General features: G+C 33.5%; 14 protein-coding genes. All 14 read right to left on the bottom strand.

The genetic code is table 11. The annotated features are described in order from the left end of the window. Nucleotides 1-582: 582 nt before the first annotated feature. The 14 genes from ACYSNM_RS03530 to ACYSNM_RS03465 all read right to left on the bottom strand — a co-directional run bounded on the left by ACYSNM_RS03530 (nt 583) and on the right by ACYSNM_RS03465 (nt 17416). Entirely contained in the window at nt 583-1980 is a 1398-nt protein-coding gene (locus tag ACYSNM_RS03530; RefSeq protein ID WP_461755637.1) for a hypothetical protein, read from the bottom strand. 547 nt (nt 1981-2527) lie between these two features. After that, nucleotides 2528-2812: a hypothetical protein gene (locus ACYSNM_RS03525; RefSeq protein ID WP_461755636.1), complete on the bottom strand. Its 285-nt coding sequence runs from the start codon at nt 2810-2812 to the stop codon at nt 2528-2530. Nucleotides 2813-2866: 54 nt separating this feature from the next. Beyond that, nucleotides 2867-3697, bottom strand: a complete 831-nt coding sequence (locus ACYSNM_RS03520) for a DNA adenine methylase (RefSeq protein WP_461755635.1) — start codon at nt 3695-3697, stop codon at nt 2867-2869. Nucleotides 3698-3853: 156 nt separating this feature from the next. Further along, nucleotides 3854-4138 (bottom strand): hypothetical protein, encoded by a 285-nt coding sequence (locus ACYSNM_RS03515; RefSeq protein WP_461755634.1) that lies wholly within the window; start codon nt 4136-4138, stop codon nt 3854-3856. A gap of 13 nt (nt 4139-4151) precedes the next feature. Next, entirely contained in the window at nt 4152-8513 is a 4362-nt protein-coding gene (locus tag ACYSNM_RS03510) for a phage tail protein (RefSeq protein ID WP_461755633.1), read from the bottom strand. After that, a complete protein-coding gene (locus ACYSNM_RS03505) occupies nt 8510-8914 on the bottom strand; it encodes a hypothetical protein (protein ID WP_461755632.1) in 405 nt (134 codons plus the stop codon). Before ACYSNM_RS03505 ends, ACYSNM_RS03510 begins: the two co-directional genes overlap by 4 nt. Continuing rightward, a complete protein-coding gene (locus tag ACYSNM_RS03500; RefSeq protein WP_461755631.1) occupies nt 8902-13359 on the bottom strand; it encodes a phage tail tape measure protein in 4458 nt (1485 codons plus the stop codon). Before ACYSNM_RS03500 ends, ACYSNM_RS03505 begins: the two co-directional genes overlap by 13 nt. A gap of 210 nt (nt 13360-13569) precedes the next feature. Continuing rightward, nucleotides 13570-14046: a hypothetical protein gene (locus tag ACYSNM_RS03495; RefSeq protein WP_461753150.1), complete on the bottom strand. Its 477-nt coding sequence runs from the start codon at nt 14044-14046 to the stop codon at nt 13570-13572. Nucleotide 14047: 1 nt separating this feature from the next. After that, a complete protein-coding gene (locus tag ACYSNM_RS03490; RefSeq protein ID WP_461753151.1) occupies nt 14048-14542 on the bottom strand; it encodes a hypothetical protein in 495 nt (164 codons plus the stop codon). Nucleotides 14543-14574: 32 nt separating this feature from the next. Then, nucleotides 14575-15012 (bottom strand): hypothetical protein, encoded by a 438-nt coding sequence (locus ACYSNM_RS03485; protein WP_461755630.1) that lies wholly within the window; start codon nt 15010-15012, stop codon nt 14575-14577. Between the two features lie 2 nt (nt 15013-15014). Continuing rightward, nucleotides 15015-15692, bottom strand: a complete 678-nt coding sequence (locus ACYSNM_RS03480) for a DUF6808 domain-containing protein (protein ID WP_461755629.1) — start codon at nt 15690-15692, stop codon at nt 15015-15017. Then, nucleotides 15689-16027 carry a hypothetical protein gene (locus ACYSNM_RS03475; protein WP_461755628.1) on the bottom strand — a complete coding sequence of 113 codons (339 nt, stop codon included), beginning with the start codon at nt 16025-16027 and terminating at the stop codon, nt 15689-15691. Before ACYSNM_RS03475 ends, ACYSNM_RS03480 begins: the two co-directional genes overlap by 4 nt. Before the next feature lies 1 nt (nt 16028). After that, on the bottom strand, nt 16029-16469 hold the full coding sequence (locus tag ACYSNM_RS03470) for an N-acetylmuramoyl-L-alanine amidase (protein WP_461753155.1): 441 nt from the start codon (nt 16467-16469) through the stop codon (nt 16029-16031). After that, entirely contained in the window at nt 16469-17416 is a 948-nt protein-coding gene (locus tag ACYSNM_RS03465) for a hypothetical protein (RefSeq protein ID WP_461753156.1), read from the bottom strand. The genes ACYSNM_RS03470 and ACYSNM_RS03465 overlap by 1 nt, the downstream gene beginning before the upstream one ends. Between the last annotated feature and the right edge of the window lie 6 nt (nt 17417-17422).

Below are 17422 nucleotides of genomic sequence, written 5' to 3'. Positions count from 1 at the left end.
TAATATTCTCTTACAATACATTATCTCACATCATACAAACATTATATTGTAAGAAAAAATTACTGTATTTTAAAATTGATTAAGAGATTTACTAAATATTACAACTACCTAACATTAATAACTATTTGATTATGGACAAAACAATTCTAATCTTGGAAGATCTAACAGGCTTAGTACTTCAGATATTTGCAGGCCTAGTATTAATTATAGCTATTTATTTCGCCGCTAGGCTATTTCTAAAGAAATATAAATAATTCATTTATATAAACAGGCATAATAAAATAATTAATGCCTGTTTTTTTTTAATTCTAATACAAAAATTAAACTACATATGTAGTTGGCTCAACAAAAGTGCTTTCCATGGATTCTATCATGAATAAATCAATCATTAACCCTTGTAATATCTATACCTACACTAACCTATTCAAGGAATTATCTGCAATACAATTAATCCTTCAGGTTTTAGTATATTATAACACTAATACAACTTTACTTATATAGCTAATACTACAAGATATTTAGAGTATTTTATTTCACTTATAGAGCCCCATATATAGATCTTATTTTAAAGAATACTTTAGTTTAAATGTCATTTAAGAAATTATCCCCATCTGCATCAAATTCATTTATTACATTACCTTCTAAGTCAATTGTAATAATTTTTATAAATCGAGGTGAACCATAATTGAATATCTTAAAAACTAATCCCCCATCATAACCATAAAAGTCCCCGTAAGAATAAATAGATTCACTTGGAGTAAATGTCCAAACTACTTCACCTGTATTTGTATCTATTTTTTGAACAAATCTCGCTGACTTAGGATTCGCATTAGGTAATGCAGTTATATATAAGCTATTACTATCTTGATAAACTATTTTAGCATCAAAATATAATCTTTCTGGGGTTAAGTCAACAAACTTCCTAATACGTGAATGGTTAAATAGTTTCTTTTCCATTTTTAACCTACCAGAGTAATTTTCGGAAATATCTGGAAATATAGGGATTTCGTCCCATTTAACATTATTACTATAAGGAAGTCTTGTAGGGTAACCAACATTGTTAGTATACCAATATTTTATAAGTTGTATTTTCTCCTGTGGATATTTAGTACTTTTTTGGCTAAAAACATAATGAGGTGTTTCTGTAGCATCGGCAAGTAAAACGCCTGTATCATATGTGTCGGTTCGTAATTCTTTAAAGCTGGAATATAATTTATCTGCTAAAGGGTAGTAGTAATATTCTTTCCCATTATTGGTCATTATAATGAATCCATCTCCTTCTACTTCAATCACAAAATTAAGTGTTGCTATACCTGAACTAAATTCAGGCTTATTTCCAAACATTGTTTCAGTAATATCCTCTAGAGTATTATTATACTCATCAACGCGATAAACAACACCAGTATTTTCAAAACTGATATAAAGAACTCCATTACTGAATCTACGCACTTCAAGATAATTATCAGAATCCACCCCCTTGAGAGAAACTTCATTGAGTACTTGCCCTTTTATAGGATCATAAAAACGCATAAAGTCCATACTCTCTTGCTGATCTTCACCAGAAAATGTCCTCTTAGTTCTCAATATTACAATAGGGTTTTGATTCTCCTTAGAGGTATAAACTAAATAATCTTCAATTCTTTCGCGATAATTTCTTTCTCTAGAATCACCCTTTGTATCATATATGTAACTAGATCTAGATTTATCAATAAAAACTGTAGTTATGATTAAAGGTGTTACTATAAGTAATAAAGCTATGGCAGCGATTATAATAAAAACTGTTTTTCGTTTTGGTGCATTGTTAGTTGAACCTTGTGCAGATTGGTCCTGGTAATGGTGTTTGACATTTATATTAACATCGTCATTATCGATATAATACTCCGCATTACAATGATCACATAGGTAGTGGTCTTCCTTTACAAGTTGTTTTTTTACACTCCCACATTGAGGGCATTGGATTACTTTTAGCTGTTTGGCCATAATTAGGTTTTATAGTGAAATTCTATGTGAAAGTATAGAAATATCTAGATATAAGTAGTTACGTTATTAACTACCAAAAATAGCAAAAAAACTTCTATACTAAGACCTTGTAATAGGAATAAATAATTCTTTTTTATTGGAAAACACTACAAATCCCAGAATAAAAGATAAAAAAACTATTTTACTTAATTCAGTAGATAAATTATTAGCCTATATAGAGTAAAGAACATAGTTTTTATACTACTAGCCTTAAAATAAATTGCCTTTATGTAGCTTACTAATAATCAAGTATGCTACTTAAAGGCAATAATATTGGTAAATATTTTTTTAAATTTCTTTTTTATATAATTCGCTTTTAGTTAAGAGCTATACCTGAGATTCCTTCTTTCTTTGCATATTGTCCACTGATAAGAACACTATACTACCTAAAACGGGAACCACCAAAATATAATCGCGAAATTGAAATGTACTAAAATTCAAATTGAAATGTACATTTTTTTAAAAAATATAAAAGCTGTTTAAAAAGACTTTAAACAGCTTTTACCAATCATAATGTTTTTGCATTAAGAACAGCTTCTTCAGGAGTACGTCCTATCTCATCTCCAAAGGAACCTTGTATTGTACCATCAAGTAATTCAATTGTAACATTTACTGCGAAACCTCGATACATTTCATCACTACGCCATAATAATTTACATGGCTGAGCAATATTCATTTTGTATGAAATAAAATACTGCTCCCCAATAATTAAATCAAAAGGCTTCCTTTCTGATAAATCTAAAGGCCTAACACTCTTACTTACCCTGATTTCATGTCTTTTAAGTCTAGTCATAGATGTACTTTTAACTAATCTAAACATACGTTTTATTTGTTTTATAACCAATTTTTAAAACAAAGTCAAACTATCCTTTGGGTTACTTAGATCATAATTAGCTGTCAACACCTCAATCTTTTTCTTCCCTGGTTTACTTGTAGTATTAGCTACGCTCACGCGTTGCTCAATACTCATAGTATACCAACCACAATCTTTAGTGTATTTCTTTAGTACTTCACTTGGGTAACTACTCATCAAAAATTTACCCTCAGCTCTTTTAAGAGTCTCTAATAAGCTTACGAAGTCTCTCTCACTATATCCGTCATAATGCCCGCAATCGCTATTAAAATAAGGAGGATCGCAATAAATAAACGCATCCTTATAATCTCGTGAGTTGATGATACGCAATGCATCAGTGTTTTCTATTTGTACATTCTGTATTCGTATAGCTAAGTCTTCTGTAAATGACTCCCTTTTATTAGTTATCTTTTGACTTGTAGTACCTTTTATTTTATCATATCCCCAAGAACCATCAAGCATTGAGCTAAATGATTGCGCAGATAATACCCATATAGCCCAAGCACGCTTTATCTTTGTAAACATGTGAGGATTTTCATACACAACTGTTGCATCACGATGTAATGAACGACTATGTAAGCTTATACGTACCATTTTCTCTAGTTCAACAAACTCATTTTGTACACATTCGTAAAAATTAATCAACTCCCTATTGTAATCATTAATTACTTCTACCTCTGAAGGCTTTTTACTCCAGAATATAGCACCTCCACCTACAAAAGGCTCTATATATGTTGTATGTTTTGGTATTAAGGGTAAAATTTTAGATACTAAATTCTGTTTACCACCATAATATGAAATAGGTGTTTTTATATCTTGTTTCATCTTGTTTTATAATATACCTTTGCAGTTCTCACGATTACAACAAAACACATAAACGCCAACAATAGAAGACTTATGTCCTCCAATGTTGGCGTTTTGTGCTAAATTATAATCGTGAGAAAATTTTAATTTATTGGAGGACTTTTATCCTCTTATTTCTTAGATAGTTAAATCTATATCTTCAAGTATTTTAGTTATTTGTAAATGTAAATCTCTTAATAAATTAGTATTGTCCTGATTGTATGAATAGACATTTATAGACATCTGAGAAGTCTCTACATAATACCCACCTGAAGCGAATTCCAATTCGTCCTTTTTCAAGGAAAATCCTATATAAACAGGAAGTTTTCCTGTAATATTAGAGTATTCAAATGTATGAGTATAATCTTCATGCACTCCTTCTAATATTGTTTTAATTTCTTGTTGTTTTATAATTAAGTCCATTGTTATTTTTTTATTAATATTCCTGTAAATCTTTGATATACCAAGTGTTCATTGCTTGACAATATATCAATGTACACCTAGTTGCATATTTGCTAAATCCCAAATATGAACCTGCATTAGCATTCCATCCTTCATGTCCATATACCTTTGAGTTTCCTCCGTATACATCCCAATAACCATTACCAGCCATCATGAATGTATACAGCCTCCCATGCCATCTATTTATTCCTGTAGGTAAATATAGTTTACATGTAATCCGTGAGGTAACAACATTAATAAACATGGATTCCATACCCGCAGAATATGATTGTAGGTTTGATTTTGTAACCAAACTAATTGCATTACCATGTATTCCTCCTCCTTGTAATTCTATAGCATTAGCTTGATTTATTGGATTTGCAGTAGGTGGAGATACTTGAATATGCATACCGCTTCGATTCGCAATATTTGGATTTGGGTCGATTCTTTTTACAATCATTCCGTAAGAATTAGCTCCTCCTGAAGCAGTTGTTCGCTCACCTAGACTTAACTTTACATGATTGTTATTATCATAATGAACTGCTACACCTGTTGGATAGTCGCTACGAGGAACATTAACCTGTATATGCTCCTCGTTTATCTTAGTATGCCATTGAGCATCTAGACCAATTTGTAATTCTCCTCCAGCTTTGACATTCCCATTTCTTAAAATCTGAAAATTTTGTCCTTTATCATTATAACCAGCTCCCGAATAAAACACTACATCTGTTGCAGAAGTAGCTGCACCATTAATACCAGCATAGCTTCCGATGCTTACTAATCCTTTAAATGTACCCTTAGTAGCGTGTATTTCTCCATCTATATAGGCTTTAGTAGAATACAACCCTCCTGTTGTATCTACTCTAAATGGGGCTGTTTTTCTATTTTCAAAACTTAACCCTGCCCAAAATGCAATGTTACTTGATTGACCTGAGTCCCTAACTCCTGTTATACCTGCAGTATCTACATTACCTTGACCTACTCGTAATGTACCGGTTGCAATAGAGTTACCATCGATTGTTGTAGACAAAAAATCAAATCGACGATCTGGGATAGACATGTCAAAAATAGTTGCGTATGCTATATCAACTATCACAGGAGTTGATACTGTTCCTATAGGACTGCCACTAATACTCATAAAACCAAATGAGCTAAAACTGCCACTAGAACCACATTGCAACTTATAAATATAAGTCTCATACTTACCTGTACCTTCTCTAGCTGTCAACCATTTATGAATAGCACCATCTCCAACTGCATTTTGATTATTATTTATTGCATAGCCTTTTGGTATTTTCGCAATCATTTTATATACAAATACTGCATTTGCTCTAGAGATAGTACTAATAACCCACCCTCCTAAAGATGGACTTGCTGATCCTTTGTTTTCACACCTCATAATATGTGTACTTTGAGTTGGAGCATCTGAAGGTTTTACTATTCTAGATAAACTAACAGTTCCATTATTTAAATTATTATAAATTGACATTCTGTTAGTTCCTTGTCTAAAATCGGCATCTCCATATAATATCACACCATCTCCAAGTGGCTCTCCATTTGCCCCATCAACTCCTTTTGGACCAGTTGCTCCAGTAGCCCCCATATCACCTTTTGGACCAGTTGCTCCTTTATCTCCAGTTGCTCCTTTATCTCCAGTTGCTCCTTTATCTCCAGTTGCTCCTTTATCACCCTTAGGTCCAGTTGCACCAGTGTCGCCTTTAATTTGAGACCAATTATACAATGATGGATTTGTAGAATCTGCTTGAGTAAAGTCTGTATATGTACCAATATGTGTTTTACCTATACTTACGGTTGTAGAAAACCCAGCTGTTCCATTAGCATTGGTTGCCCATGCGGTATGGAAATAAGGAGTTTTACCATCAGCTCCCTTTGCACCAGGTGTCCCATTCGCTCCATTCGCTCCTTTAATTAACGACCATTTATACTTACTTGGATCAGTAGAGTCTGTTGCTATAAAATCCACATACATTCCTATATATGTTTTAGATCCTGGCACTTGTGACAAACCTCCTCCCGTTGATGTATCGGCATAAGCTATGTGTGTATAGGAAGTTTTTCCATCCACACCTTTAACTCCAGCAATACCTTGATCTCCTTTTATTCCTTGTAAGCCTTGAACACCCCTTTCTCCATTATCTCCTTTTGGTCCAGTTGCACCTGTATCACCTTTAAATAGCATCGCATCCGACCAATTACTATCTCCTTTTTTCTGTCTCATAAATTTATCCCCATCTCGATAAACAATATGCCAGGAAGTACCATTCTCAGAATACTCAATATAAATTTCTTGATCTTTAATTGAATTTTCAATTTCCTCAAGCGCAGGTGAATTACTTGAGAAGGTAATTTTTCCTTTAATTTCTCCAGTATCTAAATCAAAGTATGTGTTTCCATCTTGAGAGCTAATTCTACCTGTGGTAATTTCACGACCATTGATTGTAGTAAATCCATTTGAAAGCCTCAGTTTTCTGTAACCTTCTGTAACGCTTGATAAATAACCAGCTTCAAAATAAAAGAAGGCAGGATCTTCATCTACTTTTAATGCTGTTGGAGATACAAATACAGATGCATTTTGTCCAATCTTTTGTGCCTTGATATAAATGAAATTAAAGCCTTGAGTGATACCATTAAAAGAAGCTGCAGGAATATTCCAAGTTCGCGGCTTATCTTCTATAGTATAATGAGTAATTTGCCCTTTAGTATTCTTAAGAGTTGTATTATTATTTTCAACCATTAGAGTTAGATCCTCTAAAGTAAATTGTTGCTCTCTAGCTCCAACAGACAACATCTTAGTTTCGATGGACAAAGGCTTTATTTTACCTGGATCAAAGTATCCCTCATTATCAAATACATTTTCTTCGATTTCTTGAGAAAACTCATAGTTTCGTTTAATACCAAGATTAAAGTCTCTTTGGATATCTTTTAATTCTTGCTCTTTTTTGTTCTTGTCGATATAATCCCTAATAATACTTTGTTGTTGAATTTCTTCAGCAATGGAGAACTCCACTACAAATGGATTTTGTAAGTCTTTAGATATCGAAACCACTCTAATATGATCATCGAGTCCAAAATCAGAATCAATAAACTTAATAGTATTACCAAGTTGTAAATCTATATTCTGCTCTTCAAAGTATATTGGATCTCCTTGCACTTCGTATTGTAATCGAGGTATACTGTTTTGATCTAAATACTCAATAGCTTTCTCCTTTAACTCAAGTTCAGCCTTTTTTATATATAATTCAGGCATTACGATATCTGTAATTACATACTCATCACCAAGTGCAGGTTTTAATAAGTTGTTTGGTAACTCATAAGCTTTCTCATCTTTATGCTTAAGCAGTACAAACTCCTTTTTACTATGGTTATAGCCACCCTTGGCAATTTCAAATGTATATCCTGCTAATTGTCCTGTATTAAAAGTAACTTTTGCAGAAGTACCTGGTAACAAAATTGGCTGCTCTTCTCCATGTATTGTAGTCTTACCGTTTAGGTCAAAATCCATTGTATTGTCTACAAACTTTAAAACATCGTTAGAGAATACTTGAGTTACCTTTCCTTTCCTACGAGGATAGATATCATCGTAAGTCATTGCATATTCAATAACTCCAAACTTGTTCACATTTTTTTCTAAGAAAGGCACATCCATTTTTAGTTTAGAGGAACCATATTTATATTGAGCTGGAATGTTTCTAGACGAACCTTGAGCATATAATTTAGTAATGACATTAGATGAGTCAATGGTTGTTCTATTAATAGATCTTAATCCTTTACTTTGTCCATATTTCAATGATAAACCACTAACTTCTTGTTTTTTAGTTAAGTGAATAGTCTTATTACCATCAATCCAGTACTCTGTTTCGAATTCCTCGGCGCACATGGATAATGCAGATAATACATTATGGGAACTAAAGCTAATATTTTTAGGCTCTAATTCTTCTGCTTGGCCAACCTTCCAAGTTCCACCGTCTTTATTAGCATTTAAAACAAGGTGTTTTAAGATAGTCAATGGATCTCCCATTATGGCATGTTCCAATTCTGTTAGTTCATTGTTACTGTTTAACCCAAAAACTAAAAGCTTGTTTAAATCGTATTTAAAAGACTCAAAAGCCAAGTCATAAACATAATTAATGGTAGATACTTTTTGAACATTAGGTTCTTGATTTAGAACATAAGTAGTTCCATAGACTCTAACAGTATCTCCAATATGAAATGCAACATAATTAGGAAGAGTAAAATTCATCTGTACAACTTCTTCTCCCATAATTGTAGAGTTCAAAGAACCAGTAGGAGATACTGTTGCAACTTCTATGTTATTTCTTTTGATTGTATAATTCATTTTACTTGTAGTATTAATTCAAAGTTCACAAAAACCCTTTCTACGTTTTTTAATCTTTTTCTTAGTTTTTGAAAATTAGAAGTTCGTTTATAAAACACATCATAGGTCATACTATGATCATAAATAAACAGCTTTTGATATCCTGGCTTAGTCAACTCCTTAAAAAAGGCATTATAATTACTCCAAAAAATAGTATCATTATTAGCAAGAAAAGCACATTTCAACACAACTTCTTTATCTTTAAAAAAGACTTTGTTTATTTGATATTCTATACCATTTTGATCCTGCCAATCATTAGCTAATAACTCTTTTCTTTCAGGGTACTCCAAAAGATTTTGAGTACCTGTTTGAATCCTAAGTCCAAATGCTGTTTTTAAGGATCTAGTGTTTAAGGTGTCCATATACCTGCTGATTTTAATATTCCATCTTTGTTTTTAGGCTTAATAGTAATTAGTGTTTCTACAGCCTTGGCAGTTCTATCTGTATTAACTGCAGTTGCCCTGGTGTTGATTTCAATCTTCATTTGTAATTCAACCTGTTTGGATAACACTTCCAAATGACTCATGAACCCTTTATTTAAAATTGAATTAGTCTCAAGCTGAGCTAACCTCCAACCACCCATTTGCCCTGCTAATAGATCTGCTTGAGTTTCACTCATTCCTTTTATAGCTCCTTTCAAAGAATTACTTGATTCGGAACCAGGAGTAGTAAAGTCTATTCCTGTTTTATTTAAAGCGTCAAGAGTTTTTTGAGTATCATTTACAATATCCATATACATTTCACGGATCTTATCAGCATCTGTTTCGCTCAATTCTCCATCCTCCATCATTTCAGCCATTTCTTTTTGAAGGTCTTTGATACCTTCTGCCATTGAGTCTGTAAGCATTCCTTGAAGTATAGCATTCCTAAGCATCTCCTCAATATCTTCGGAAAAGTCTTCAAAATCCTTTTTACCTTCTAAAACACCTTTGCGAATTGTATCTGCTATTCCATTAACTGTACTACCAGTCATAGCTTCATAATAAGCTTGCTGAGTTTCCTCAATAGCTCCTTGGACATCTTTAAGCTCCTCCTTTAGCTTTTTCAGTTCTTCAAACCAAACAAGTGTATCACCTTCGAGTTTGTTTTCACTATAAAGCTTTTCAAGATCATCATAATCCAACCCCATTAAATCACCCCATGTTGTTTTGGTTGTAGATCTCCAAAAGCTTTTAGACCTCCAACGATCAACTATATAACTTCCATTGTTTTGAAGGTTCTCAAGTTGTTCATTGATTTGTTTTTCTATTTCAGGAATTTGCTTCTGCAGCTCATCTAATTCCTTTTGATAGTTACTAGCCTCAAACCCTGATCGGTTAATACTATCAAATCTTCGTTGACGCAAAAGAGCTTGATACTCTAACTCACCACGGTACACATCCATTTGCCATTTTCTAAACTCCTGATATGCTCTTTTTTGCTGAGCTACAATACCACCCCATATTTGAGCAATTGCACCTGCCACTTCTAGACCCGCTCCAATAGCTTCCATTGTTGAATTGCCACCTGCAGCTCCAGAATCCTTTATTCCTTTTCCAAGATCAGAAACTGTTTTACTTACTAGTTCAACTATCCTTAAACCTTCACCTAATATTCCAAACAACTGGGACATTTCGGGATTGATATCTGATAACCCGTTAGAGATATTTATAAATTGATCTCCTATAAAACCTAAGTCTTGCCCAATGGCTCCAATACGATCTAAACTTAATGAAGCGAGGCGATTTTCTAGCAAACCTATTTCAACATCTATTTCTGCCACATTTTTCACAAACTCCTTAATTGCATCTCCATTTTTATCAGTCAAAGACTTTTTATCATCTTTAAGCTGATTTATTCTAGCTCTTGTTTGTTCTAATTGGCTATCTATAATTGCTGTTGCGCCAACTCCAATATTTCGACCGTTTTGTGCGAAAGGGAGTTTATTAGTTAAGTCTTTGATTATCTCATTTACCGCTTGTCGTTGCTCTTGAGATATGTTCTTGTTCGCTTCTAAGAACTTTGTAAGCTCTTTTATTTGCTTTTCAATTTGACTCCTAGTGGCAGTACTAATAACATCCAAAGCCCTGGTGTAATCTCCTGAGTTATTTAATAGATCAGTTGCTAATGCATCAAACTCTTTTCGCATTTCTTTTGATAAACTACCTTGTCTTTGCTTAAGCTCTTCTCCAGCATACTTAGATTGAAGGCCTAGATTCATTTTAGCATATTTCTCTTTAATAGCAAGAATATGTTGCTCAGTGGTTGCTGTTAGATTATAAAGTTCTGCATAACCTTCCCTTTCAATTTCAGCTTTATTATCTGTATACTCAATAAGCATTTGTGTAAGCATTGCATATCTGCTTTTTTGCTCTTCACTCATGTCTTTTACGTTGATTTTATCAAGTTCACTGTTTAATAAATCAATGTATTCTTGTTGGGTATTTATTAAATGAGAATATGTCTCTTTTGCATAACTTTCGCTAGTCTTGGCTTTATATGATTCATAAGACTCATAGTCTTTTTTAGCCTCTTCTAGTTGCTTTTTTAAACTATCTGTATCACTTGCATACTTAACTATTGACACTTCTTGTTGCTCTAGAGAATCTATTCGCTCTAGATCCTTTAATTCTAGTTTAGCTTTTATAGCCTCATCTCTAAGTTTAGAATATCGCTGTTCTATTTCAAGTAATGTTTTTTGCAATCCATTAAGTCTATTTTTAGCTAAAGTATCTTCAGCATTTTGAATAGCAGATAGAGCTTTTATCTTATCCTCAAAAGCTTTGGTGTTAACTTTATCTAAGTTCTTGTCATCAGGCTTTACTCTATACTTTTCAGCTAGCTCGGATGCTTTCTTTTGTAAGTCAAATGAAGCTTCAAGCATACCATTATCAGATACTTGTTGTTTTCTAAAATCTTTAAGGTTATCCTGAATAACATTACTATAACTTGATATAGCTACTAAGAACTCAGCTTCTGTAGGTAATCCTATAATACCTAGAATCTCTGTTTCAGATATATCTCTTTTAGTTTCACCTATATCAATACCTAATCCCTTCCAAATACTTTCAAATCCTTTATTTGACATATCCTGAAGTTTCTCATACCAAGTTAAATCACCTGTTGATAAGGCCATGATTTGTTCTAGTAACTTCTTTTGTTTTTCTAAAGAAATCATATAAGATGCTTCAGCCTGACTTTTTACATTCAGGTATTCAATATAGTTATCTACATTAGCAATAATCTTATTTTCAAGTTCCACATAATCTTTTACTGAACCAAGGGTAGAACCGAACTCTGAATTATAGTCATTCACTGCCTTTTTCTTATCTTGATCAGATAAAGCAACTTGCTCATTGGTTTTAGCAAGAAGTTGTAATTTGGCAATTTTATCCCCATACATTTGATTAGCTTTTTTACCAATCTCTTGGTTCCTAACAAGCTCATCAGAAGACAAACCTATTGATTTACTGATTTTATCCCAATTGGCTATTAATTCACCTATTAAAACGATTGCTACACCAATACCTGATGCTAGAAGTGCTACTTTGAATCCTTTTAAAGCCCCAGTTGACTCCCCAACAGCTTTAGCGTACAATCCTTTTAAATATGTAAGTGTTTTTGTAGCAATCGAATCTTTTCTAGCTAATTCTAATTGTATGGTCTGTAGGCCTTGTAATAAGGATAGTGTAGATGTAATCTTAACTAAGGTAAGCTCTAAGTTTTTTTGTTCATTACCAAACAAAGCACTGGCACTTTGAGCTAAGGCATAACCACTTGCAATTCCTTTAGTAGCACGAATCAAAGTGTCCAAATTACTTGATGCTGATGCAGAAAATCGAACTTCTTCATTTACTGTTGATAAAGCCCCAGCTAATTGCTTTGCTTCAGCTGACAATTCACGATATTGGCTTGTATTCTCTTTACCTTGTATGCGTAAATTTGCCATTTGTTGCACTAGGTCTGCAAGTTGTCCTTTTAAACCTTTAACGCTTTCAACGGCTTCTGTTGTAATAGCATTTCCTAATTCATCAAAACCTGTTTTACCTGCTGAGTTAAACTGTTTAATCCTATTTTCTAGATCTTCAATATTTCTATTAAGCGTAACTATGTTTTTTGCATCAGTTTCAGTTGACAATTGGTCTTTAAACACTATTAAAGCATCTGTCATTTGACTTATTGAATTACCAGTAGCATCATATTTCTCTACATTTCTACCAAGTAGTTGATTAGCTGAATTGATATCCTCTTGGATGGATAATAAAGCATCATTATCTCCTAAACTATTTAATCGTGCATTAACAAAATCAATAACAATCTCTAATTGTTCAAATTCATTATCTACTTTATTAATTCTATCGGATAGCAGCTCTAACTCTTCTGAAGAAGCAAAAGAAGGAGTGAATGTTTTATCTGAGATACTGTCTATTAAGCGTCCAGCTTCTTCTAACTTAACAGTGTTTATCGTAATTGATTCTTTAGCGTTTGCTTTACTTATTAAGTTTTCAAGAGACTGTGTTAACTCTTTTATTTTGAATTCATAAACACTAATCTGTGTTGGATCAGTCGCTGATTGCATCATTTCTTTAAGGCCACTTATAGAGTTAGTATAAGTATCATACGCACGTTGCTGCTCTTTAGTTAGCTTAACATTAAGAGCCATAGCGTTACTAGCCTCAAGTTGAGTATTAATATAGTCCCTAAAGTTATTTTCAGCTCTTAATACTGTGTTATCAATCCCTTCTAAACCTTTTTGTACTTGACTTGCTTGCTCAAGTAATTCGGGTGAATTAATAATAAATTCTAACTCTATTGGCTCTTCGTTCATAACTAAAATTTTACATACCAAACCACGATGCTAATTCTTCATCGGATTCAAATTCTTTTACTTGTTTTATACTTTTTTTGACTTTAGGCGCATCTGCCAACATAATAGTAAGTTCTATTAGGGTGCATTGAAGAATTTCTTTTTTTGACCAACCTGTTTTTTCAGCAAAAAGGTAGATTAGTCCAAAGACGCTATGGAAGCTTTCACTTGTTAACTCGTCTTCTGATCTTGACTCAGATTCATCGGAGTTGTAATCTTCATCGCTCTGATTGATCTGATAGTACTCATAAAATCCTCTATGCCTGAATAAAGAATTGAGATCTTTAATAAATAACTAACTTCTTTGGAGCTTAATCTAGTCCGTATGATATAGCTAAGTATAGGAGATAACCAGTATAGATAATCTTTATCCAACATTGCATAAGCAACTATCCTAGATACCTTCTTTCGATGTTTTAATAGTAAATCATAAGCCTGAGCTACAGTTAATTCTTTCGATGGATCAATATCCATTAAACTAAATAGTCTACTTATTTTTAGAAGCGTTGATAACTTCAAGTCTTTTATCTCCAAGTTTATTTTACGTACAATAAACAAAGTGATTACCTGTAAAAAAAGAGGTGCAGGTATTGGTACCTTAACACCTCTTTTAAGTAATATATTTGCTGCTTTTAATTCCTGATCCATATTATGGAGTTTTAGTTCCAATCAAAACAGGAGACTTACCAGCACCAGGAGACATTGGCTTTAACGTTACCTCTAATAGAGCCATGCCATCATGAATAAACTTTGCATTATATTTAGTCGTTACTCTACATTTAGGAAAATGGAATGGCATACCCGTATTTGTGATTAGTTCGATAGCTAAATAAATGCTTTCAGTATTAGTACTTTCTGCGTACTGCCCATTAACTATAGTACCACCTTTTAGCTTAACTAATGTTTCAGGAGAATAATCAAAAGTTGAAAATTTTATTTGTTTTGCTCCTTTTTGGACGAAGATCTCGATAGGATCCTCTTCCTGATCACAATACTCTTCAGTAATTTGAGGATCATCCTCTGTAAATTCAACGGAGTTCTTATAAGTTCTACACAATTCTTCTAATTGTTCTGGCATCGATCCATCCGCTGTCACTTCTCCAGCATTCAAGACCTTTAATCCGTATGTTCTTTTTTCAGACATTTTAAATACTCTTTAAATTATGTTTAATGATTTTACTTTTCTTCAGCCTCAATAGTTTCTGAGTCCTGTGAACTACCATCTCCTGGACTAGATTGCTCTTCATCAGTTGATGTGTTCGTGCCTTCTTCAGTAGCTTCTTTATGATTCTCTATTTCAGATTCCTTTTCCACAATAGCTTGCCTCAATTTCTCTAGGCCCATATTGTAGCGAGGCTTATTATTATAGAGCTTTTCATATTTTTCAGACAACTGTATTCGCTCATTATCTACTTCCTTAGATTCTACCTTAATAGCATCGTTTGTTTTTCTTTGATAGAAGTACACCGATTTATTCTTTTGTAAATTAGAATGAGAAATTGCTCTTTCTTTATCCGTGAAACCTTGACCATCTGTTGTCAAGTGAATTGCATCAAGATTATGAATACGCATCATTTCTTGTGCTTTGTCTTCTAGTTCTTCTCTTGTTTTCATCTTTAAAAATTAAGTACGTTGTAGTTAAGCCCTACACCGATATAGGGTTGAGTTACGAGTTGATTATTATTAATAGCTACTGCATAACCTGTCGATACTCCTATGCCAAACCTTCGTTGTGACTTTTCTTGTAGTGTGAAAGAATTAAGTCCTTTTATTGTGACTCGTGGATCATCTGAGTATATATCTATATAACTCTCTTTAGGACCTAAAATCCATGTCCTTTTACTATATCTTGCTACGTTTAGTTTAACTTTGTAGTTTAGATCTAGTAGTTGCTCTTGAGGCTTGTATAACAGAGATAAATACTTGTCTTGATAAGTTACAGTACCATCTTCTTGGTTCACGAGCTTTAGGGTAGCATCCAGTTCTGCATTTACTTTTGTTACCTGTTTTATCTGAGATATAGATATTTGTAAAGCCGTAGCCAAAGAATCTGCATATTGACTAGTTATTGCTAGTCGCTTTTCTAATTCTGTATCCTTTATTTTCTTTTCGATGAAAACAGTATGTTTAATGCTATCTCTGATGTACTCTTTTACCACTTCATTTTTACCTGAAGAAGTAAGAAGTTCTTTGTATTGCACTTGTCGCACTTTATTCTCATTATATTGCTTAAGCGCAAATACACAGAGTGTGATTGATATACAAGTCAGTACTATAATTATCAAGTTTTTCATTTTAATATCTTGTTAACGTATTGTAAGGTTTTATACCTATATAAACTATCTGTGACAGTCTGTTGTTCTTCTAACTTGATTGCTTTTTCTTTATAGAAAATCATATTTTCATAAAGCAAGATTCGATCTTGTCGTTCTTGAAGAATAAGGCTGTATAATTGCTTTCTTTCTGCTTCACAATCATCGACACTTTCCTCTCGTTTATAAAATACACTGATCAGCATACCTCCGAATAACACTAATAATCCTATCAAAAATGCAATCATAACAGCCTTAGGATATTTTTGGATTTCTTCTATAGAAAAAGGCTTGGGTAATTCAGGAGTTGGTTTCATGCTATAAATTGATTTCTTTAAGCCAGTCTGTTACTTCAAAGGATGGACATTCTTTTGTCCATTCATTAGGAGTGATGATCCCATCCCCATTTAGATCGGGGCTAAGGTCCCTATGTCCAACTATTTTAGCATTTGGGAATAACTGTTTTGCTTTTCTAACTTCTTGTTCTAAAGCTGTCTTTTGCGCTTGTGTTCTATTATCTAAACCTCCTTGGCCTCCAATATAACTAATGTGATAAGCTCTCGAATTAAACCCTTGGACACCATTAGTTATCTTATCAGGAGTAGCGAGTGTAACTACATTACCATTAGCCTCTATTAGTTTATGGTATCCTGGAGACTTCCAACCAAGTGTGTTCCTCCAAAAGTTTTTGATAACTTCTACACTTTGAGTTTGTGGTGCACCTGTACAATGCACCACAATTAAGTCAACCTGCCTCATTAAACACTCATTGCTTGCATTAACACACCAACTCCCTCATAACCTTTACGTCTTGCACGTCCACCACAACGAACCAAGAAGGAATAAATATCCCCGTAGTATGTTGGGTCTCCAATATTTTCAAAAGCTTCAGTAGTTCCTATTGCTTTCTCAAGAGTTAGAGAGTTCCAGAATAAGCATCCTTCAGAGTCGTTAGCCTCGTTAACCGAACCGAATGCTTTAAATGTTTTGTCTTCTCCTAAAATATATACGCTTGAACGTTCTAAGATTTGCCACCCTTGAACCTTATATATTACCCCAGCTCTTCTCTCAGCTTCTGATGTAGCTTGCATGTAAGTTGCAGTAGTAGGAGAATCAGCAGGAAACATTTGTGCGACAGCATCTGGAGTAAGAAGTGCAAACATCTTACCTTCTGTCCAAGCTTTTTGCTTCATCATGAAAGTCTTCATAGTTTGAAGATCCTTCAAAGAATAAGCTTTTCGCTTACCAGTTGCTCCAGACAAAGTTGCGTCTACTATAATAGAAGAATCTGTAAGGATAATATTGCTTTTTGGCAGCTCTTTACTATCTCCAACAGGTGATACGACAAAATTTGTTAACATCCCTTCTGCTACCTCTTCACTTAAGTTGGCTACATCTTGATCTAAAATACTTCTGCGTTTTTCGTATGATAACTCCTTAGTATCAGCATTAGAGATTCTAACAGGATCTGTAGTATACTCATCGATTTGATAGAGAACTTCTGAATCTTTTCTTTCTTGTACTTGTGCAGGTAGAGAGCTTCTGTTTTTCACTACTTTACTTGGCGCACCTGCTTGTGGTAGATGTACAATTCTACCATTAATAATATTGTCAGAAGACACATCACTTACGTGGTTAAGAAAAGAATTGTCTTCTAATAACTTCTCCTGTATCGTCTCTGCCCATACTTCAACTTGTAATCCCATCTTGTA

Source organism: Myroides sp. LJL116 (genome assembly GCF_054871685.1).
The sequence above is the reverse complement of the archived record's forward strand: the minus strand, read 5'-3'. Positions and strand labels throughout refer to the sequence as shown.